The organism is Paenibacillus roseus (genome assembly GCF_016424485.1).
Classification (GTDB): domain Bacteria; phylum Bacillota; class Bacilli; order Paenibacillales; family Paenibacillaceae; genus Paenibacillus_D; species Paenibacillus_D roseus.
This window is the reverse complement of record NZ_JAELUP010000065.1, coordinates 221,321-243,053: the sequence shown is the minus strand read 5'-3', so window position 1 is coordinate 243,053 and position 21,733 is coordinate 221,321. Positions and strand designations below refer to the sequence as shown.

Below are 21,733 nucleotides of genomic sequence, written 5' to 3'. Positions count from 1 at the left end.
ATGACAAACAAGCAAAATATCGGTTGGAAGCTTATGCTGCTGTGCCTTATCTTTGTGTTCCTGGCGGCATGTTCTTCAGGCAATACGCCTGCCAACAATCCCCCTGCCAAGAGCAATAATGTGAAGACAGAGGAGGGCGACAAGCAGCCGCCGCCGGACGAAAAGAAAGACCCGGTCACACTCAAGCTCATTTCCTGGTCGGACTCGTATACCGAACTGTACAAAAAGTTTAACGAGAAATATCCTTGGATTACGATTGAACAAATTCCGGTGAATTCACAGCCAATTATGGAAATCATCGCAGCATTGGAAGCGGCCGGAACACCTGCCGACTTGACATGGATTGATACGGATCTGATCAGCTTCGATCAGAGCGGACTGCTGGAAGACTTGACTCCTTATATTGAGAAGGACTCGACATTCCAATCCGTCAAGCTGCCGGACGGCTTCTATGACACAATGACTTACAAGAACAAAAAACTGGCTGTTCCGTTCGTTGATGTGCCGATGTGGATTCTCGTCAACAAAACGTTGCTGGATAAGCATGGCGTAGAGATGCCGGGCAACGACTGGACGTATGATGATTTCCGCAGCGTCGCCAAGCAAGTGACCGACCCGGATGCAGGCGAGTATGGTCTCACGACCCAGCCGGAGTTCCAGATGCGTCTGACGAGCACGAAGGCCATTGCAGACGGCCACGCCGCCAATCTGCAATACTTGAATGCAGATTTGACGCAAAGCTTGCTGAACACGCCGGATGTTATGAACGATATCCGCTGGCTGGCTGAGTTTGTATCCAAAGACGGTTCGATGCAGAGCAATGCCAAAGCGGCAGAGCAAGGCGATGTGACGCGCGAATTCATTAACGGTAAAACCGCATTCGCCATCGGCGGCGACTGGGTGCTGCCGAACCTGAAAGAAAACGCCAAGTTCGAGTGGGATGTTCTGCCGTTCCCGAAAGGAAAGGTTAGCCAGCCTGGTTACAGCATCTACGGCCCGCTGTCCCTCTTGAGCGGCTCCAAGCATAAAGAAGAAGCGTTCCTGTGGATCAGCTTCCAGTTCAGCAAGGAAGCCCAGAAGTGGAAGATCGACCAGGGTGCGAATGCATCGGTTATCGATCCGGAGCTGACGGCTTACTATGAGCAGACGCCGATGTGGCAGGGCAAAAACATTGAGGCGGTCAAAATCGCCAAAGAAAATGCTGTTATTCAGCCTGGTGTCACAATTCCGGCCTGGTCCGAATACAACTGGAACAACATCGTCAATGAAATTGTATTCGACGGAGCGGACATCAACAAGCTGATTCCGGAGACGGACAAATGGAACAAGCGCACGCTTGAGGTACGCGATCAATTGAAGTAAACAGCTTCATGGAGTACTGAAAAGGCAATAGAACTCTCCCGCATTCATCAAGTTGAATGCGGGAGAGTTTGTTGGTTTAAGACATATTTTGCAATGGGTTGAGATCGTAATTGTCCGGTGACAACCATTACTGTTTGACCAGGAATTGAAGTAGGAAAAAGTTGACAAAATGGAGAACAAGTCTGATAGTGGTAATATATGCAGGTGGCAGTCATGACTACACGTTAAATCAAGACAAGCTTTCGGGATGGGGCCATTATACGACAGATCTTTTCACTTCCCATACAATTGCGGGAGACCATTTCTTTATCCGGGAGCAGTCCGCGGAAATTTTAAAGCTGATTTCCTATTATTTTAAAAAATCTTATATTTATCCACAATCTTTTAGAAAGCTACCTTAGGAAGGAGTTAAGCAAAGATGACAATTTCCCCGGCTGTTTATGCCGTTAAAGTTCCCGGGGGAATCGGCCCGGAACTGCTGGAGCGCGGCATGAGCCTCATATCGGAGGAACGGAGACGGCGGATTGCCAGATTTCATTTCCAGGCGGACAAATACCGCTCCTTGCTTGGGGAGTTGCTGATCCGTCATGTGCTTTGCACCGGATATGCATTTTCGAATGCAGATATCGTGTTCCGTACGGGGACGCATGGCAAGCCGTCTCTTGAAGGCGGCGGGCCGCGCTTTAATTTCAGCCATGCCGGGGATTGGGTATGCGCTGTGTTTCATACGGAGGAGACCGGCATTGATATTGAACAGCTTCGCCCGATAGAACTGGATGTGGCGAAGCGTTTCTTTGCTTCGGAGGAGAGCGCCATGCTCTCCCGTCTTGAGGGAGAAGCATGGCGGCGTGAGTTTTACCGGCTGTGGACGATGAAGGAAGCCTATGTGAAAATGCGGGGAGCAGGGCTGAACATTCCGCTTCATACGTTCACTTTTCAGGAGAAGAGTACCGGCACAGGTCAGTATCATATTCTGGAAAACGGCAGCGTCCACCCAGGCAGCGTCCACACGCTTCCCTGGGAGGGCGATTATGCCTGCGCGGTCTGCTTCGCTGGCGATGCTGCTCCGGATACCCCTGTCATTTATCAGGCTGAATCCTTATTGGAGTATGCATCCATTCACTGAGTATCAAGAGTAAGGCTTTGCCGTCCTTGACGAGCAAAAGCTTATGTATAAGTTGAACGAAAGAAGGTCGGGCAAGGCCTGTGTGTGAAAGGTTCTTCCGATCGCGGTTGTTCCCGGATTTCTTGGATGAATGGTCGTAATTGGGGAAATCCGGGAACAAAGGCGAACGCTTCGCTTCTCCAGAATCCTTTCACACTCCGGCTACCCACTTCCGTTTCTGTAGTTCAACTGATATAGAAGCCGAAATTTGATAACCATTTCCCGCCAAACTGTGATACAACAAGAACATAAGCATTATTTAGACGCATCGCTTGCATGGAGGGAAAGCATCATTGGGCCGCATATTGAAAGATAAGTTTCTGTTGAGTTTACTTGTACTGACGCTGCTGCTGGCTATTGGAATATGGCTGTCTGTAGTGCAAAAGCAGACAGGGCCTGAAATCAAGGTGGGTGTGCTTGATCTGCAGGGCTGGGACCCGGCTGCTCAGGCTGTATTTGATCTGGATGGGGAGTGGGAGTTTTATCCACAGCAGTTGATTTCTCCAGAGCAGATGCCTGAAAAGTTGAAGGGACGTCAGTATATCAAAGTTCCGGGCAACTGGAACGGCGTGAGGGCCGGGGATGACCAAATTATGAAGGGCTATGGGTTCGGGACATACAGGTTGCTTATTCGCCATGCTCCAAAGGATCAGCTTCTTGGTTTGTATAAGGAGTATGTCCGCTTCTCGGACAGGCTCTATATCAACGGCAAGCTGATGGGAGAATCCGGATCACCGGGTGTATCTCGGTCAAGCTATGAACCGAGAAACGTCCCTTATACGGCTTTTTTCCATGCTGAAGACGAAGTCGAACTGCTGCTGCAGGTTGCCAATTTCGATTACAAAGCTGGAGGAATCCATAGTTCTCTGCAGTTTGGACTTGGACATGCGATTGCGATTGAGAAGAAGCTGCAGAACGGTCTGGAGCTAATGGGCGCTATGATTTTGTTGTTTTTTGCCCTCCTGTACACCTGGCTATATGTAGGTTTTCAGCGGAACAGGCTGTTTTTGCTTTTTGGAGCCTTTTTCTTTTGCTTTGCCCTCAGCGTTCTCACTAACGGGGACAGATTGTTTTTGCAGTTATTTCCGAATGTTTCATTTGAACTGGCTTTCAAGATTAAATGCATAGCCGTCTACTCCACGCCAGCTCTTCATTTTTATATTACATGGCTGATAATGGGGAAAAGAGGGGTCCACAAGCTTTTCCTGTTTGCAGCAATTGTTTTGGCTATTTATTGTGCATTAATTTTCATTTTGCCGTTTCATATGTATTCTTCGCTTCAGGGCGCCTTCTATCTCTTTCAAAATCTCATTTATGCCATCATTATTGGAGTGCTGCTGGTTTCCTACGTCAAGGGCCGATATGGCATGCTCAACAAGCGGCAATTCCAATTTTATTTGTATGCGGCCTGGTTTTTGTTATATACAGGTGTGATTACCATTCTGAATAATTGGAATGCAATATCGATGGTTCTGAGCCAACTGACGGTCTTAATGTTTGTCCTCTCAATATGTATGATGATGCTCCATCATTATGTCGGCACTTATACTTCAATGAAGGCGCTCACGAGGCAGCTTCAAGTGGCTGACCGGATGAAGGATGAATTTTTGCTGCTAACCTCCCATGAGTTGAATACGCCATTACACGGTATTATTCATTTGTCGCAGTCCATGCTCAAGGTGCCTGTGAGCAAGGCAGCGGAGAGCAGCATCAAGGAAAGGCTGCAATTAATTCGCAATACGGCCTTTCGGATGTCCAATATGGTGGGCAACATTATTGACGCAGCCAGGATCAAGGAAGGGCAACTGGAGACAAGTATCAAGCGGGTAGACTTGCTGACTTGTATTTCGTTGGTCATTGAGGGCTTCGGATTTTTGGCAAAAGGAAAAAATACACTTCTGATTCAACGGATAAAGCCCGACGCGAGATATGTGCTCGCTGATGAGAACCGGCTGATGCAGGTGCTGTACAGTGCATTAAGCTACAGTCTCCGCCATGTTCAGAATGGCGAAGTGATGATTGCGAGCTGCAATCAGGACGAGCTGACTCTGATTTCCATTACTTTGACGGGTCAGTCAGCCGAAGGGAGCGGTCATGAGGCGGAAGGAGACATATACAAGGAAGGCGCGTTTGCGACCAGCTTGTCCATCGTCTACGAATTGGTGGCGCTTATGGCAGGCAAATTGGACATTGACGACGACAAGGGGCAGATTACAATTGTTCTGCCGTCCGCCGCAGCGGATGTAGTTCCGGCGGTCGACGGGGTGACCCATGTTAATGATTCCAGGGAGCAAAAGTACCCGGATACCGTCCGGGATGTGCAGGAATCGCCTAAAATCCTGATTGCTTCCGCTGACCCTGTTAATGTGGAGTATCTATTCGGAATGCTGACAAATGAAGGTTTCCGCGTTGAATATACAGGAACAGGCAAGGATACTTATAAAATGGTCACCCGGCTGGATCGGCCTGATCTGATTTTGCTTGATGTCATGCTTCCAAGCGAGAATGGTTATGAGCTGTGCCGCCAAATTCGGGAAATCTTCACACAAGTGGAGCTTCCTATTCTGTTCATTATGGCGCGCAGCACGCCGGCCGACATTGAAGCGGCAATTGCCGCAGGCGGGAGCGACTTCATTGCCCGCCCGCTTGATGCGGGTGAAATTCGGGTAAGAATTCATACTTTGCTGTCGATGAAGCGTTTGGTTAAGGAGGCTGCAGTCAATGAGATGGCCTTTCTGCGTTCCCAGATCAAGCCGCACTTTCTGTACAATGCGCTCGGCACAATCATGTCTCTTTGTTATACGGACGGCGTAAGGGCAGGAGAGCTTTTGGGCATATTCAGCCGGTATTTGCGCATTATTTTTCATATGGATAACACGGAGGAGACGGTGCCGCTGCGCAAGGAGATGGAGCTGATTCAAGCTTATATTAACATTGAAAAAGAACGGTTCGGCAGCAGAATCAAATTTGAGTACGATGTGGATGAGCAGTTGTATGGCTGCCAGATTATACCGCTCACAATTGAACCGCTTGTGGAAAATGCGATCCGCCACGGTGTGTCCAGGAAAGTTAGCGGTGGTACAGTAAAACTCATTATTCGCAAGGAAAATGAATATATGCAAGTCATTGTCGAGGATGACGGCGCAGGTATGCTGCCTGAGCAGGTGCAGTCCATTTTGAACAGGGAGGGCCATGGACAGGGAGTAGGGTTTCAAAATATTATGCGGCGTGTCTCCTATTTGTCCGGCAAACAACCGGCTGTGGAAAGCGAGCCGGGCATTGGGACCAAAGTTACGATCTGGCTTCCGCTTTCTTATTGATGATCCCGCTATGTTAAGCGTTTGTTTACCGTCGTTTGATACAATGAAGCTTAACGGGCGATTTGGCTAAAATCAAATAATGGCGGGTTTTTTATTCGCGGATCAGTAACGTCGTGAGCAAGGGAGGGCAGGAACAATGATTACAGCATTTATGGTCGATGACGAAGAGCATGCGTTAACCATTTTGGAGTTATTCTTGAAGAAAACAGGTCAGGTACAGGTCATCGGAAAATCGGGCAACAGTTTCGACGCTCTGCACCAGTTGGAGAAGCTAAGCCCGGACGTGCTGTTCCTTGATATTGAGATGCCCGAGATGAACGGGATTGAGCTGGCTGAGGTCATCAAGAGTAGAACCCCCAATGTCAGCATTGTTTATTTGACAGCTTATGACCAATATGCCATCACTGCATTTGAGCAATCAGCGCTGGATTATATTTTGAAGCCGCTGGAGATGGAACGGCTCTCCAAGACAATAAATAAAATTAAGCGGGAACTTGAGTTGCAAAACACCATATCGGCAAACAACCAGCAGGCGGATGAACACATGAAGGCAGCGAGACTGGAAATCCAGTTGTTAGGACAGATGTCGATGGGAATCGCAGGGGGAGAGAAAATCAAATGGCGCATCTCGAAGGAAAGAGAGCTTCTGGCCTACCTTGCATTGCATGGGGAAGTACATAAGGACAAGATTATTGAAGATGTATGGACGGATGAAAATTACAATAAGGCGAAAATTTATCTTCACACCTGTATCAGCCTTCTTAGAAAGCATATGAAACAACTCGGCTTCGACAATGTTTTGCACTATGAGGAAGAAAAATATTTTCTGGACATGAGCAGGATAGGACTGGATATCAGCAATTTTAAAGCAGGGCTGATCAGGATCAGACAGCAGGAGTATGCAGCTCCGGAAGATATTGAAGAAGTGCTTGCTCTCTACCAGGGGATCTTGCTGGCGGAGCAGGATTATCTGTGGGTCGGGCAGGAGGCTCAAATATTGGACCAAACAGCCATACAGCTGCGTTTGCTGCTTACTGAGCGCTGGATAGAAGCGGGGGAATATCAGAGGGCGGCTGAGATGGCGGAGCAGATTATTAGCCATTCCCCCTATGATGAGGAAGCTTATCGCTTGCTTATGAAGGCCTTTCATTTGAGAGGCAAAAATGATCAGGCGCTGTTGACCTATAACAGATTGGCAAGCAGGCTGGAGGAGCTGCTGGTAAATCCGTCGACGCTAACCCATCAATTGCTGGAGAGCATAACTTCTGGAAGCCCGTCATTTCCGTTACAAGGATAATGACGGGCTTCTTGTAATTAAGCAGGATCTTTATAGTTTTCCTGTTATGCAAGCTAAACGTTGCTGTCTAGCGACAAAGTTGCTATAATCAGGCTAACTTCCACTAAATGCATGAGCGGATTTTTTCTTTAGGTGGTCAAGCGCTTTCCCAAAGTTGAAAAGCCGATTTGTCTGAAGATTAATGTTCTTTAAATTCCATTGGGAGTTCATGCTGCTGTCGGTATATGTTATCGTCAGTTTGATCGTTTCAGTGACTATAGTTTCTAGGAAAGCAGGGATTAGATTGAGCGAAATTAAAAAGGTGCATGTTATCTTTAAAACGCACCTGGATATCGGCTTTACCGATCTGGCCCATCGGGTTGTCGATCGTTATATGAATGAATTTATCCCAAAGGCAATTGAATTGTCTGAACGGCTGGATGCTCGCGGGGGCGAGGAACGCTTTATCTGGACAACCGGCTCCTGGCTGATGGACCAGGCATTGATTCAAGCGGACGCAGAGGGCGCAAAACGTGCCCAGAAGGCGATGCAAGAAGGTCGCTTGGCATGGCATGGCCTGCCTTTTACCCTGCATACCGAACTGCTGGATGAATCGCTGTTCCGATACGGCATGTCGATTGCGGCCAGACTGGACAAAAAATTTGGCAAAAAGACGATTTCGGCAAAGATGACGGATGTTCCGGGCCACACGATCAGCATGGTGCCGCTGCTTGCTGAGTCAGGCATTAAATATATGCATTTGGGTGTCAATCCAACCTCCAAAAACCCGGCGGTACCGCTGATGTTCCGGTGGAAAGTCGACGGGCAGGAAATTATTGTTCATTATGCAGGCAACTACGGGGAGACTTTCCTTCTCGAAGGATTTGAGGAAGCGCTTGTGTTTGCGCATACAGGAGACAACTGCGGACCACCTTCCGTTGACGGAATTGTCGAGCAGTTCGAAAGTATTCGCGCCCGCTTTCCTGGAGCGCAGGTGGTAGCTTCAACACTGGACAACTACGCGGAGAGTCTGTGGGCGCATCGTCATGTGCTTCCGGTTGTAACTGAGGAAATTGGCGATACCTGGATTCATGGCGTTGGCTCAGATCCGTTGAAAACGGCCCAGTTCCGGGAGCTGTCCCGTCTTCGCAAGCAATGGATTGAACAAGGCGTGCTGAAGAAAGATTCCGAAGCGCATGAGAAATTCAGCAATGCGCTGCTGCTTGTAGCTGAGCACACCTGGGGACTGGACGTAAAGAAATTTCTTCCGGACTTCAAGCATTATTCCAAGGAAGCGTTCAATGAGGCAAGAGAGCGCGATATCATCCCGGATGAAGCGGTAACGGACAAGTACAGCTATATCGGCGCCTTCGCGATGAATGAGGATGATCGATTGTCTGCCGGCCTGTTCGCTTCGGAAGGAAGAATCAATTCCTACACCCAGATGGAGCGTTCATGGACCGAGCAGCGTGAGTATATGGCGACTGCGCTTGATGTTCTCCCACATGAGCTGCGCAAGGAAGCGGAAGCACGGCTCAAACCGCTTGAGGTCCCACAAGGGGAAGCTAAGGTTCTGTGTGCGGAACAGCGTTTTCAATGGGGCGGCTATGAGGTTGCGTTCGGTACAGACGGCTCGATCGTGTATCTTAAAGATAGCAAGGGCAAAGTATGGGCGGATGCCGATCATCGCATCGCATCTTATGTACATGAATTATTCGGTGTTGAAAATTACGATGCGTGGTTCCGGGACTATATGGAGAATCTGATCAAGACCCATCCGTGGGCAGACGCGGATTTTGGCAAGCCGGGCTTTGAATACGCGGTCCCCAAGCCAACACATCGGGAATACCGGCCTATTCTGGACAGCCTGAAGCTGATCGGAGGGGACAATAACGGGACGGTCGTTGCAGAGTTGAGAATGCCGCAAGAAGCTGTGAGCCTGTATGGTGTGCCGTCAAGGCTGGTTCTGGTATACCTTCAGCCGGAAGATAGCTCCGAGTTGCAAATCCAATTGCATACGTTCGGCAAGCAGGATTGCAGACTGCCGGAAGCAAGCTGGCTGTCCATTAATGTGAAGGTGGATAATCCGAACTTGTGGCTGCTGGATAAGATCGGCGGCTGGATCTCTCCGCTGCGTGTGGTTAAGGACGGCAACCGCAACCTGCACGCTACGGATACTGGTGCTCTGTATGAAGGGACGGACGGCACAGCGAGAGTCGAGTCGCTTGATTCGCCTCTTGTGTCTCCAGGCGAGCCTCGTCTGGTCCGGTTCGATAATACTTTTGCCGATTTGGACGGCGGCATTCATTTTAATTTGCACAACAACACTTGGGGGACAAATTTCCGAATGTGGTTTGGTGAAGATATGATCTATCGTTATACAGTGCGCCTGCGAGCCAACTTGTAGTTGCGGTTCCAACGGATCATTTCATGCAAAAGATGCACAGGAAGCAAAACGACGGAGCTGTCCGGAACGTCAGTAAAACCTGACTCCTGGACGCCCCGTTTTTATTGAAAGTTAAGGGCAATTGGTGTTCCGTAGATTATCCTTGCGGGGTCTGGATAAGCTGCCTGATACTTTCCTAACAGAAACAAATACATAAAAAAGTTGGACGGAAACCATGCTCCGCCCAACTTTTTTGATTTTAACACTTATGGGACATCCCCATCTGATGATGGTTTATTTTTTTACACCTGTCGTTTTTCCGCTCGACTGCTTTTTAGCAGCGTCCGGAATTTCAGAAGTTTTTAATATTTTTCCTTCTTGGGCATTCGCTTTAATGTCTTCCACATTCACGCCTTCTACTTCCTCGAGTGTAACCTGATCTTTACCTGCTTTATCTGCATTTGCAGTGCCTGTCTTTTGGCCATTCAATCCTTTACGCACGGACTCAGGAATTTCTCCCCTAGCCTTTAATTCGCCTTTAACACCATTGCCTGGCTTCCCAGCTTTCGTTGCGCTAAGGGTAGGTGTCTGAACATCCTTCGAAGAAGCCTCTGACGCTGCAAATACCGAAGTGCCGCTTAATGCCAAAACGCCTGCTAGTGTCAATCCGATTACCTTTTTCTTTGTAAGTACCATTTTTATATCTCCTTTTTATGTTTGATTTTGGTTTCTCTCTGTAATAGGCTGCGCAACCTGTAAATGAAGTATAGCAAACTGAAAGTTGAGGAATCGTTAGTTTTTGGTTTTTTTTAGGTTTTTTAATTTTTTTCGTTTGAGAAAAAAAAAGGCCAGCCAGTAATTCTGGCTAACCTATAATACGAAAATGTTATACGGGCAAGTCATGTTCATGGGGGTTCACCGTCTTCGGGTCGTGTCAGACCACGATAAAATCGGCTTGCAACGCGATGCGGTCGGAGCTTGGACCGACAAGCGCCTGGAATGTGCCCGGCTCAACCGTCCATCTCAAATCCTTGCCAAGCGTGCTGAGGTCTTTGGGAGTTATGGTAAAGCTGACGGTCTTTTTCTCGCCGGCTTTCAGATGAATTCGCTTGAAATGCTTGAGCTCTTTTTCCGGTCGGGCTACCGAACTGAAGACATCTGCAATATACAGCTGTATAACCTCATCACCGTCGCGCTGTCCGCAATTCGTAATGTCAACGGTGACGGATACATCATCGCCCGGTCGAATCATTCTGTCGGCGTGGATAAGTAAATTGTCATATTGAAAGGTCGTATAGCTAAGCCCGTGCCCGAAAGCATAAAGCGGTCTGTTATCGCCTCCGGCATAGTGCTTGCTGCCTCCCCGACGGCGGTTGTAGTAGACCGGAATCTGACCGATTGTCCGGGGGAAGGAGATCGGCAGTCTGCCTGCCGGGTTATAATCGCCGAACAGAACCTCGGCAATCGCTTGGCCGCCAAGCTCGCCCGGATACCAGGCTTCTATAATTGCGGGAATATGCTTGGATTCCCAATCCAGCGTCACAGGGCGTCCGTTCTGAAGCACCAGGACAACCGGTGTGCCCGTATCATAGATGGCTTTCAGAAGCTGAAGCTGATTGCCCGGCAGATCTAAACTGTCGCGGTCAACGCCTTCGCCGCAGGTTTTCTCATTGTCTCCCAAGGCAACAATGGCGACATCTGCCTGACTTGCAATGGCAACAGCCTGCTGAATGCCTTCTGCCGTATGGCTCCAGCCCAGCATAATTTCAACTCCATTCGTATCTTTGCAGTATTCGACGCGAACATCGTACGCTTTACCGGCTTCAAACGTTACCGGGACACTCTTTCTCGCACTTTTGCCCTGGCCCCAGCCGTCTATGATCAGTTGGCCGTCCAGCCACAAGCGCATGCTGTCCTGGCTGACCGTTCCAATATACCCGTCCAGTGTCTGCCTCGGAATAAGCTTGCCGGTCCAGCGAACTGAAAAACCGGAGGTATGGACGTTCTCGCCGGGCTTTGTAATGACCCAGTTGAAATCAATGGAAGCATCATGTCTGGTGAGAACGGGCTCGCCCTCAAGATTCGGATTATTGAAATACTCGGCCAGCAGCCCAGGATTGCCGCCGCCGTCTGTCAGGCACTCCAGCGGAATCGGCTCCAGTTCATCGGCCAGTATCCCTGTCCCCTTGGCATACAGCACTTTGGTTTTCGGTGAAACCAGCTTTTCAATGCCTTGCCGTATCGTTGTCGGAACAAAACCCTGGATATAAGGGGTATAGTCTCCCAGTCTTGCATGGTCCGCGCTCGGGCCGATAACTGCAATCACCGGCGTTGTCTGACCTAGCGGAAGCAGCTGCCCTTTGTTTTGCAGCAGGCAAATGCCTTCGCGAGCCACCTGGAGCGCTGTCTGCCGGTGCCGGTTATGGCGAATGACCTCTCGCGATAGATGAGGATCAACATAGGGGGTTTCGAACAGCCCGAGCATAAATTTTACATTCAATACACGACTTACAGCGGTATCCACCACTTCGATATCAAGTTCACCGCTCTCTATCAATTCGATAATGGCTCCCTGATAGACGTCATGCGGATAGTCATAGTACTGCATATCGGTTCCAGCCTGCAGCGCTTGACGGATTGCTTCTTTCCCGGAACTGGCTGTGAAATGGGCATGTTCCAGTCTGGAAATAGCGCCAAGATCGGAGCGGACAAAGCCCGGCATATGCCACTCATCCCGCAGTACCTCTGTGAGCAAACTGTAATCGGCCGCGCACGGAACACCGTCAATCGAGTTATAGGAGCACATTGCATTGATCGCTCCAGCTTCGACAAATGCCGCTTCGAAGACCGGCAGATGATAGGACCGCATATCGTTCATACCGATGGAAGCGGGGGAGTGGTTCAGTCCGGCTTCGGGGATGCCATGAACGGCAAAATGCTTCGGCTCGGCAATAATGCTGCTGCTTGAGGCGAGGTTGTCTCCCTGCAGCCCCCGAATCATTGCAACTGCCATTCGGCTGGCCAGATGGGTGTCCTCTCCGTATGTTTCCTCTACACGGCCCCATCGCGGTTCCCGCGCCAAATCCAGGACAGGTCCGAACGTCTCATGAATGCCCAGGCTTCGGGTCTCCGCAGCAATTCCTTTGCCAACCTGTCCGACCAGCTCGGGATTCCATGTGGAAGCCATCGTTATCGCATGTGGATAGACGGTGCAGCCCGGACGCAGCAAGCCGTGAAGAGCCTCTTCACTGAAAAGAATCGGAATGCCTAGCCTTGTCTGCTCGATCGAATAGCGCTGTATGGCATTGTTCACCTCAACCGTCCCGTACAGGTCATGAATGCAGCCGATCCCTTCCGTTCCAATGGTTTCTTTGATTTTGTCCCAACGGATTTCAGCGTCGTCAGCCATAACGGTATGCATATGCGGGTGGGCGGCGCTCATGAAGGATGCGCCAAAGTATTGGTCGAGCTGGCGAACTTTCTCCTGGAACGTCATCCGCTGGAGCAGGTCCCGGATTCTGTCCTCTATCGAAGCGGCAGGGTCTTTATAGAGCAGCGTTTCATTTCCTGCTTGGATCATAGCTTGTTTCCTCCTTATATATTAAGTCCTGATTCATCTTGATCATTCAATAATGCTGTTAGCTTTACTATAAAAAAATAGCGCCGATCTTTCTTGTCACAGATTGATCGGCACCTGTCATTTTTTGCTTCGGTATGCTGTAGGTGTGCAGTTATTCTGTTTTTTAAATACCCGGTTAAAGGTTTCGATGCTGTTGAACCCGACTTGGTAGGCAATGTCGGTGATAGAGGCCTCACGGTCTTGCAGCAGAAGCTTCGCTTTGTCAATTCTGAAGGCGTTTACATAATGAATGAAATTCATACCCGCCGTTTCCTTAAAAAACCGTGAAAAGTGATGAATGCTGAAACCGCAGACAAGTGCGGCGCTTTGTAATGTAATTTCGGATTGGTAGTTCTGATCGATATAACTGAACACCTGATCAAGCCGTTCGAGTTGCCGGAGCCTGAGGGAACGTTCCTCCGGCGGGTAGGCTTCCATGGGCAAGTAGCGGATCATCGCGGCGGCCAAATCATGAAAACGGGCTTTGATGACCAGCGTATGGCCCGGCATTTTTTGCTCTGTTTCTTGATAGATATCAAGAATATGGCGCTCCACCACAGGATGCAGAAGTCGATGCTCATTTGCAGGGAGCAGACTGTCAGGGGGGAGTTGCGGTATTTTGAATTTCCGATTCACCATCTGATCAGCGTAATCTCCGAAGATGGATTTATCCAGCTGCAAGATAATTTTGGTACAGCCGAGCGGGTTCGGATAGTAGCGGTGAATATCACAGGAGCCGATAAACAGAAGATCGCCGCGGCTCAGTGTGTGGCGAACTGTATTAAGCCCGATCTGCATGCTGCCTTCGATAATATAGACGATCTCGATTTCCTTGTGCCAGTGGGCGGAGAAGCCATTTTCCACCGAACTGACAATGACGTTGTAGGGCTCATGTTGTTGTTTTGCTATTTTTTCATGCCACGGATTTTCTTTTTCGTCCAGCATGGACAGGCCTCCTTGTCAATTTGCTATCCGCTGCCCGGTTTTCAAGCTATGCCGTTCTCCAGGGTTGGAGTGGATTTGTTTATGGTCTGATTTTATCACTAAATGCCGTTTATGACATTCCCTCTTCAAACTATATAATAATGCGGCATAAAGTTTAAAACTGTCTCATTAAGAAGTCTCGGCGTTTCCATTACACTTTAAATAAGTGGGATAAACATTCGTTTATCGGAAATAAAAGGGGCAAAGGGAGGAGAAGCATGGCTAAAATAACAGGTGTATCATGTATTCGTACCAGGAAGAACGGGGTCTGGACGATTGTTAAAGTAACGACGGATCAGGATGGGCTTTACGGAATCGGTTCAGCGTCTGATATGTATAATCCGGATGCGGTTGTCCACATTATTGAGCAACTGCTCGCACCTGTCATTATCGGCCGGGAGGCTGCGAATATCGAAGATTTGTGGCAGACGATGCATCTGAGCGGCTATTGGCGCAATGGGGCGCTGTTGCAGACGGCTATCGGCGGCATTGATATGGCATTGTGGGATATTAAGGGGAAAGAAGCCGGACTTCCGGTCTACCAATTGCTTGGGGGAGCATGCCGCGCGGCTGTGCCTTGTTATGGTCATGCCGGCGGATCTTCGATTAGTGAGCTCAAGGAAGAGGTTCACCGTTATGTGGAAGAAGGCTATACTGTCATTCGCGCCCAGCTTGGCGGTTACGGGGGAGGCGGCTTTGTCGGGAAGGAGCAGGCCAGGCTCCCGGTAAAAGCATGGTCGAGCGAAGCGGTCTTTGACGAGCATGTATATGTGAACAGCATTCCGAAGATGTTCGAGCAGCTCCGGCTGGAATTCGGCTTTGACGTCCAATTTACGCATGATGTTCATGAGCATTTGTCGCCGATTCATGCGATTTCACTGGCCAAGCGGCTGGAGCCCTACAGCCTTTTCTTCCTGGAGGATGCGCTTCCTCCAGAGCAAACCGGCTGGTATCGGCAGCTGCGACAGCAGACTTCTACGCCGCAGGCGGTGGGCGAGTTGTTCATTCACCCGCAGGAATGGACGGAACTTGTCAAGGAGCGGCTGATCGATTTCATCCGCGTCCGTGTTTCCAAGGCTGGGGGAATTAGCGCCTGCCGGAAAATAGCGGCGCTGTGCGAAGCTTTTGGCGTACGTACCGCCTGGCAGGAAGGCGGAGAGAATGATCCGGTTAATCAGGCTGCGGCTGTCCATCTGGATATGGCGATCTGGAATTTTGGAATCCAGGAAATCAATCATTTCAAACCAGAGGAACTGGAGACCTTTCCCGGACATATCACAAGAATCGGCGGCTATCTGTATCCTTCCGACAAGCCGGGGCTTGGGATCGATCTGGACGAAGTCAAGGCCGTGCAGCTTGTCGGGGAAAGCTGGAACAGGAAAGCATATTTCAATCCATATCCATTGGACCGTAAAGCGGACGGGACGCTTGTTCGTCCGTAATGGCATATTGAACAGGAGGGTCAAAAGCGATGAAAAAAATTGCCGTTACCGGAGGCAGCGGAAAGCTCGGCTCACAACTGGTACATGCGCTTCAGCAGCAAGGCTATGAGGTCACTTCATTGGACAACCGAATGTCTGATCAACTGCATTGCCGGAAGATTCAGGTTGATTTGAATGATTTTGGTCAAGTGGCAAGCGCACTCCATGGCGCGGATGCCATTGTTCATCTTGCCGCGATACCGGCGCCGTTGTTTCATCCGTATCCTTATATATTTGCCAATAATGTACTTGGGAGCTATCACATTCTGGAGGCGGCCTCCGTGCTTGGAATCAGCAAAGTCGTCATGGGATCGAGCGAGTCCTCTTATGGCTTTGCCTGGGCGCCTGAGCCCTTTTCCCCGGATTACCTGCCGCTCGATGAGGCTCATCCGCAAAAGCCCCAGGAATGCTATGGGCTGTCCAAGGTTGTAGGCGAGACCACAGCAGAGATGTTCTGGCGCAGAACGGGCATGCAAGTTATATCTTTGCGCTTCTCGATGATTACCAGGCCGGAGGAGTATCCCTCATTTGCCAGGCGTGACCCGAAGTCTTTCAAGACGATTCTGTGGAGCTATATTGATATCCGTGATGCGGTTCGGGCGTGTATTGCTTCGCTTGAGGCTGAGAACTGCGGGGCTGTCAGTCTGAATATTACAGCGGATGATACACTGAGCCATTGGGAGACGAAGGAGCTGCTGGCGGAATTTTATCCGGAAGTGACAGAACTGCGGAGTGTTTTTGCCGACAGGACCGCAGTGGTGAGCAATGCGAAGGCCAAATCGGTGTTGAACTGGAAGCCGCAATATTCCTGGGCGGATCATCTGTCGTCTGAATAGTGCTTATCGGTCACAAACATACAGGCCAAGACAAGCAGCTGCTTGTCTTGGCCTGTATGTTTGTGGATGGACTAGGAAATGACGAATTTGATAATAACCGCGACCGCGAAGATAACTGTCATAAAGCCTGCCATGCCGGCAAAGCCCATGGCGACATCAGAAAAGTCGTGCCGTGGTTCCTCGTTATAGTGCTCGCGCGGATCTCTTACATTTTCCATTCTATATCCTCCTCGGCCCGACAGTAGCGTATTTATGGCTGCGTATGACCTGCTGCAAGGCCAATGTCCACGCAAGGAGCCTGCGGCGTCTGTCCGGTCTGACTCCTCAGCGTCACTGTCGTCCAGTTTGTTCATGTCTCAGTTTTAGCTTATCCTAGTATACCCAACTTCATGAGCAATTGTAAAGAATAATTAACCAAAATGAAGGCGTTTTATGGATAGAACGTGCAACCTTTTCAAGCTGATCTGCCCCCGGGCTTGATTCCTGTGATACAATAAAAGGAGTAAAGTGCGAACATACAGACGCGTTACGGAACGAGTTTACGGATATAGATGGATGAACTACTGATGAAGGCAGGGGAAAAATCATGGGAGGGTCAACAACAGACCAAGGGCTGGCGCTGACGGAGGAGATAATTCGCAACAAGCTGGCGCTGCTGCCTGATCAGCCGGGCTGCTATTTGATGAAGAACGGGGATGGCACGATTATTTATGTCGGCAAAGCCAAGGTGCTGAAGAATCGTGTACGCTCATACTTTAACGGCAGCCATAATGGGAAGACGCAGCGTCTTGTATCGGAAATTCGGGATTTTGAATATATCGTCACCGCCAGCAATATGGAGGCGCTGATTCTGGAATGCAATCTGATCAAGCAGCATCATCCTCGCTATAATGTGTTGTTGAAGGATGACAAGTCCTTTCCCTATATCAAGGTTACGAATGAAAAGCATCCGAAGCTGGAGGTTACGCGGCGCGTCATTAAGGATAAAGGCAAATATTTCGGGCCGTACCCGAATGCCTTTGCCGCCCAGCAGACCAAGAGGCTGCTGGATCGCCTGTATCCGCTGCGCAAATGCAAGACTCTCCCCGACAAAGTTTGCCTGTATTATCATATGGGGCAATGTGTAGCGCCATGCGAGTTCGAGGTGGAGCAATCTACCTATGATGGAATGGTGCAGGATATTATTCGTTTCCTGAATGGGGGACAGAATGAGGTCAAGAAACAGCTCCAGGCGAAGATGGAGGCTGCTGCCGAAGCGCTTGAATTTGAACGGGCAAAGGAATACCGCGATCAGATTCTCGCTATTGAAGCGATTATGGAAAAGCAGAAGATTACGATGTCGGATGCGCTCGACCGCGATGTGTTCGGCTATGCAGTAGAAAAGGGCTGGATGTGCGTACAGATTCTGTATATGCGCTCCGGCAAGATGATCGAGCGCCATGCGACGACATTCCCGTATTATGGAAATTCGCATGATGATTTTATGTCGTTCGTGGCTCAGTATTACAGCGATAACCCTGCCCTGCCGAAGGAAATCTTCCTGCCGCAGGGCCCTGAGCAGGACTCGCTGGAGCAGGGACAAACCGCCGGGGAGTCAGGGGAAGAGGAACTCCATACAGCGGCGGGGGAGGAAGCTCATACAGCCCCAACCGCTGAGGAAGGAGGCGCTTTGTTGCAAAGCTGGCTGAATATCAAGGTTGTTCTGCCGCAGCGCGGGCGCAAGCGGCAAATCGTCGAGATGGCCAACCAGAATGCAAAGGTTGCGCTGGATGAGAAGTTCCGGCTTATTGACCGTAATGAGGAACGCAGCGTCAAGGCGGCCAGCGGACTCGCAGAGTATCTGAATATACCGTCAGCCCGCCGCATCGAAGCCTTTGATAACTCCAACATTCAAGGTACAGACCCGGTATCGGCCATGGTTGTTTTCGTTGACGGGAAGCCCGACAAGAAGGAGTATCGCAAATATAAGGTAAAGACTGTGCAGGGGCCGGATGACTATGAGACGATGCGCGAAGTCATTCGACGCAGATATGAACGGGTGCTCAAGGAAGGACTGACGCTACCGGATGTGATCGTAGTGGATGGCGGCAAAGGACAAATCTCTGCGGCGATCGACGTGTTGGAGAATGAACTTGGATTGTTTGTGCCTGTGTGCGGCATTGTCAAGGATGCACGCCATAAGACAGCCCAGTTGATGACAGGGGACCCGCCGGAGATCGTGCCGCTGCCGAGGGACAGCCAGGAATTTTATTTGCTCCAGCGGATACAGGATGAAGTGCATCGCTTTGCGATTACCTTCCATCGTGAGCAGCGCGGCAAGTCTATGATCGCCTCCAAGCTCGACTCCATCCCGGGGATCGGGGAGAAGCGGCGCAAATCGCTGCTCAAGCATTTTGGCTCGATCAAGAAGATTAAAGAGGCCCGTGTAGAGGATTTTAAGGCAGTATCGATTGGAGAGAAGCTGGCAACACAAATTATTGCAGCATTAAAGGATGAGTCGTAAGCGGCTCATCCTTTGTTTTCATGCAAGATTTTATATATCTCCGCGAAACGGAGCTTTTGTCCGATCAATGAGCAAAGCTGGTTACACTTGATATTGCGTCATTGTTGAAGCTACGTTGCCTGTGAGGGCTTGAAGCGGCGGTGCAACCCGCGCAACAGCCAGGCGATAATGACAGGAAGCACAAGATAGAATAGCGCGGCGGCAATATTGACGGCATCACCCAGGAAGAACAGCATGACGCACATCATGACCGTATTGAATATCGCATGGGTAAATACGGCGGTAATGAATCCGAACCGGATCAGAATGTAACTGAAAATCAGACCGATAATGACCAATTCGAACAGGCGAGTGGTTGATGGATAGAGCGGATACGTTACGTGTCCCATCGCCCAAATGACGGTTGGAATCAGCGACGCGATAAATGTATTTTTCAGCCATTTGCGCAGCAGACCGATACCGAACAGCCGATATATGGCTTCCTCCGAAATCGCTGCGCACCAGGCGATAACCGGAAACAGCCACGGCATTTTCATATTGTACGGTGATTGCGTTACATCAGTGGTTGTCCAGACGCCAAGGACATACTGCAGCACCAGCAAAATGAGCGTTTGTATTCCCAGCAGCATCAAGGCAAGCAAATAGCCCTGCTTCATGCTTCTCCATACGGTTTCTCCAAAGCCCTGCTCGCCAAAGCGCGGCCATAGCTTGAAGCCCATCTGGCGCCATAGGCCGTCCCCTGCGATCAGGGCAAAATAGACCGAAACAGCCAGAATCAGAGACAGGAGGCTTGCTATAATCAGCTTGACCGATACGTTAAGCTCTGCATCCGGGTTTTCCCCCATAATGGACATGACCCCATCGGCCATATTGTAATTGGAGGCAATATAGAATACGGCGAATACAATCGTCATGATTAATCCTCGTTTGAACGAGGAATGTTGACGATAAAGCACTGCATAGATAATGGACAATACAAACAGCAGTCCGCTCATCACAAGGTTGCCGAAAAACGCCATGGCGTTGGCCTGCTTGTCTTGCCTGGCGACCAGATCAGTGTAACTTGCCGGCACCTTGAAGGAAGGCTTATAGGTTAGGATTTGAGTCCGCCCATCAGGCATTTTGACCGGCTGAATTCTTAGTTGCAGCTTGGCTTCCCCGATTCTAGTATTGTCCAATACCATAACAGTCGTATGGCTGCCGTCCTCGGATTGAGACAAGATATCAAGCTGTTCCGGCTTGAAACCACGCTTCTGCGCGAAGCCGATAACAGCCTGTCTGGCCTCATCGGGATTCGTGATGCGCTGCTCCTCATCAATCAGGGCTCCAAGCCTATTCCAGGCGACGATATTTCCAGTTTGCATATGAACATACACATAATATTGCGTGACCGCGCCAGCGCTGTTAATTCTGGGAGAGGTGACTTCAACCTGATACGTATCGACCGGAAATTGTTTGTCATATTCCTTATTATATGTATCCGTCAGCTTTTCTTTGGCCAAATAGCCGCTTAACGATTTGCTGGACTGATGTATGGCATGGGAAGAAAGGACGGATTGTCCGAATTCCTGGAGGATGAAGTCTTTGGCATGTCTCTCTGCTTCCGATTTTTCAATCAGCTTCAACTGCAAGCCGGAAGCTTCCGGGCTCGCTATTGAAGGCAAGATTTGGAGCAAAATATAAATTAGCAAGCCGGACAAGCTTACCCAGGCCCATTTTTTCAGGGGCCAGTCGTTGTGCAGCGAATTCATAATAACACCTCTGGTGATGAGTTTGGTTTTTCAACAACGGTTGCAGCCGATATAGCCTCGTTTACGTGCGTATAATAACCATAACATAGTTTTTGCTAATCCTCACAATTCCACGCTCCGATTTTTAACTCTTTTTGAAGAAAAACAGCTCATAAATCTGTTAAACCGGCTTTTTGTTGCGATTTTAACCGGAATTCGAGCGGCCAGGCGCTATTTTTGCAAGTATATACGCTTTGTACTCCACAGACTACACATTGTATAATCGAACACGTTCAGAGAAAAAGCAGCATCGGCACAATGTTTAGTCTGGCCAAGGGGAGCGAATGTATTGAAATCCAGTCAATTTGTCATTATCGGTCTGGGCCGTTTCGGATCGAGTATCGCCAAGGAGTTAATCGCTTTGGGTCATGAAGTGCTCGGTATTGACAGCTGTGAGGAACGTGTGGACGAGATGAGTCCTATTTTGACCCATTCGGTCGTAGCCGATTCAACAGATGAAGAAGTGCTGCGTTCACTTGGGGTGCGTAATTTTGACTGTGGTGTTGTATCGATTGGTGATGACATTCAGTCCAGCATCCTGACAGCGATTTTGTTAAAGGATCTGGGTGTCAAACAGGTAGTAGCCAAGGCGATGAGCGATTTGCATGGTCGTGTGCTTGAGAAGCTCGGTGTGGATCGCGTCGTTTACCCGGAGCGTGACATGGGCATTCGGGTAGCTCACCAGTTGGCATCGCCCAACCTGCTCGATTACATTGAACTTTCAAAAGATTATACGATTGCAGAGCTTGTAGTGCCCAAATGCCTTGCCGGCATCTCCCTGCACAAATTGAATCCGCGGGCTCGGTTCGGCTGCAGCATTGTTGCGATCCACAAACCGCAAGGGATGATTATAGCCCCGGCGGCTGAGGACGTGCTGCATGAACGCGATGTGATGATTATAATCGGAACGAACGCACAGATCGAGGACTTCGAGCAAACAGTGATCAAGTAGCCTGATCTTCGGATGTTTTTTTATTATAATGGTAAATATAGAAGCAGGGTTTGGCAGTC

General features: G+C 49.6%; 14 protein-coding genes. 9 read left to right on the top strand and 5 right to left on the bottom strand.

What is annotated here, in order from left to right:
- From JFN88_RS13260 to JFN88_RS13240, 5 genes are all read left to right on the top strand, one after another.
- Positions 1 to 1,362, top strand: a complete 1,362-nt coding sequence (locus tag JFN88_RS13260) for an ABC transporter substrate-binding protein (RefSeq protein WP_199019767.1) — start codon at positions 1 to 3, stop codon at positions 1,360 to 1,362.
- 418 nt (positions 1,363 to 1,780) lie between these two features.
- Positions 1,781 to 2,488 (top strand): 4'-phosphopantetheinyl transferase family protein, encoded by a 708-nt coding sequence (locus tag JFN88_RS13255; protein WP_199019766.1) that lies wholly within the window; start codon positions 1,781 to 1,783, stop codon positions 2,486 to 2,488.
- Between the two features lie 332 nt (positions 2,489 to 2,820).
- A complete protein-coding gene (locus tag JFN88_RS13250; protein ID WP_199019765.1) occupies positions 2,821 to 5,847 on the top strand; it encodes a histidine kinase in 3,027 nt (1,008 codons plus the stop codon).
- 136 nt (positions 5,848 to 5,983) lie between these two features.
- On the top strand, positions 5,984 to 7,144 hold the full coding sequence (locus JFN88_RS13245) for a response regulator (protein WP_199019764.1): 1,161 nt from the start codon (positions 5,984 to 5,986) through the stop codon (positions 7,142 to 7,144).
- A 283-nt stretch (positions 7,145 to 7,427) separates the two neighbouring features.
- Positions 7,428 to 9,530: a DUF5054 domain-containing protein gene (locus JFN88_RS13240; RefSeq protein ID WP_233167789.1), complete on the top strand. Its 2,103-nt coding sequence runs from the start codon at positions 7,428 to 7,430 to the stop codon at positions 9,528 to 9,530.
- Between the two features lie 273 nt (positions 9,531 to 9,803).
- On the opposite strand, the gene JFN88_RS13235 is transcribed toward JFN88_RS13240, so the two are convergent.
- From JFN88_RS13235 to JFN88_RS13225, 3 genes are all read right to left on the bottom strand, one after another.
- On the bottom strand, positions 9,804 to 10,205 hold the full coding sequence (locus JFN88_RS13235) for a hypothetical protein (protein ID WP_199019762.1): 402 nt from the start codon (positions 10,203 to 10,205) through the stop codon (positions 9,804 to 9,806).
- 238 nt (positions 10,206 to 10,443) lie between these two features.
- Entirely contained in the window at positions 10,444 to 13,089 is a 2,646-nt protein-coding gene (locus JFN88_RS13230; protein ID WP_199019761.1) for a glycoside hydrolase family 3 N-terminal domain-containing protein, read from the bottom strand.
- Between the two features lie 117 nt (positions 13,090 to 13,206).
- On the bottom strand, positions 13,207 to 14,073 hold the full coding sequence (locus tag JFN88_RS13225) for a helix-turn-helix transcriptional regulator (protein WP_199019760.1): 867 nt from the start codon (positions 14,071 to 14,073) through the stop codon (positions 13,207 to 13,209).
- Positions 14,074 to 14,330: 257 nt separating this feature from the next.
- Between JFN88_RS13225 and JFN88_RS13220 the strand changes: the two genes are divergently transcribed.
- Positions 14,331 to 15,554 (top strand): enolase C-terminal domain-like protein, encoded by a 1,224-nt coding sequence (locus tag JFN88_RS13220; protein ID WP_199019759.1) that lies wholly within the window; start codon positions 14,331 to 14,333, stop codon positions 15,552 to 15,554.
- Positions 15,555 to 15,583: 29 nt separating this feature from the next.
- Entirely contained in the window at positions 15,584 to 16,429 is an 846-nt protein-coding gene (locus JFN88_RS13215; protein WP_199019758.1) for an NAD-dependent epimerase/dehydratase family protein, read from the top strand.
- 71 nt (positions 16,430 to 16,500) lie between these two features.
- On the opposite strand, the gene JFN88_RS13210 is transcribed toward JFN88_RS13215, so the two are convergent.
- Positions 16,501 to 16,647: a YqzM family protein gene (locus JFN88_RS13210; protein WP_199019757.1), complete on the bottom strand. Its 147-nt coding sequence runs from the start codon at positions 16,645 to 16,647 to the stop codon at positions 16,501 to 16,503.
- Between the two features lie 368 nt (positions 16,648 to 17,015).
- On the opposite strand from JFN88_RS13210, the gene uvrC reads away from it, so the two are divergent.
- The gene (uvrC, locus tag JFN88_RS13205; RefSeq protein WP_199019756.1) at positions 17,016 to 18,932 is read left to right on the top strand and encodes an excinuclease ABC subunit UvrC; all 1,917 of its coding nucleotides are present in this window, start codon (positions 17,016 to 17,018) and stop codon (positions 18,930 to 18,932) included.
- Positions 18,933 to 19,042: 110 nt separating this feature from the next.
- Here the strand turns inward: uvrC and JFN88_RS13200 are convergent, their stop codons facing one another.
- The gene (locus JFN88_RS13200) at positions 19,043 to 20,683 is read right to left on the bottom strand and encodes a CPBP family intramembrane glutamic endopeptidase (protein ID WP_199019755.1); all 1,641 of its coding nucleotides are present in this window, start codon (positions 20,681 to 20,683) and stop codon (positions 19,043 to 19,045) included.
- Between the two features lie 328 nt (positions 20,684 to 21,011).
- Here JFN88_RS13200 and JFN88_RS13195 point away from each other — a divergent pair, with 328 nt between their 5' ends.
- A complete protein-coding gene (locus JFN88_RS13195; protein WP_199019754.1) occupies positions 21,012 to 21,674 on the top strand; it encodes a potassium channel family protein in 663 nt (220 codons plus the stop codon).
- Positions 21,675 to 21,733 lie beyond the last annotated feature (59 nt).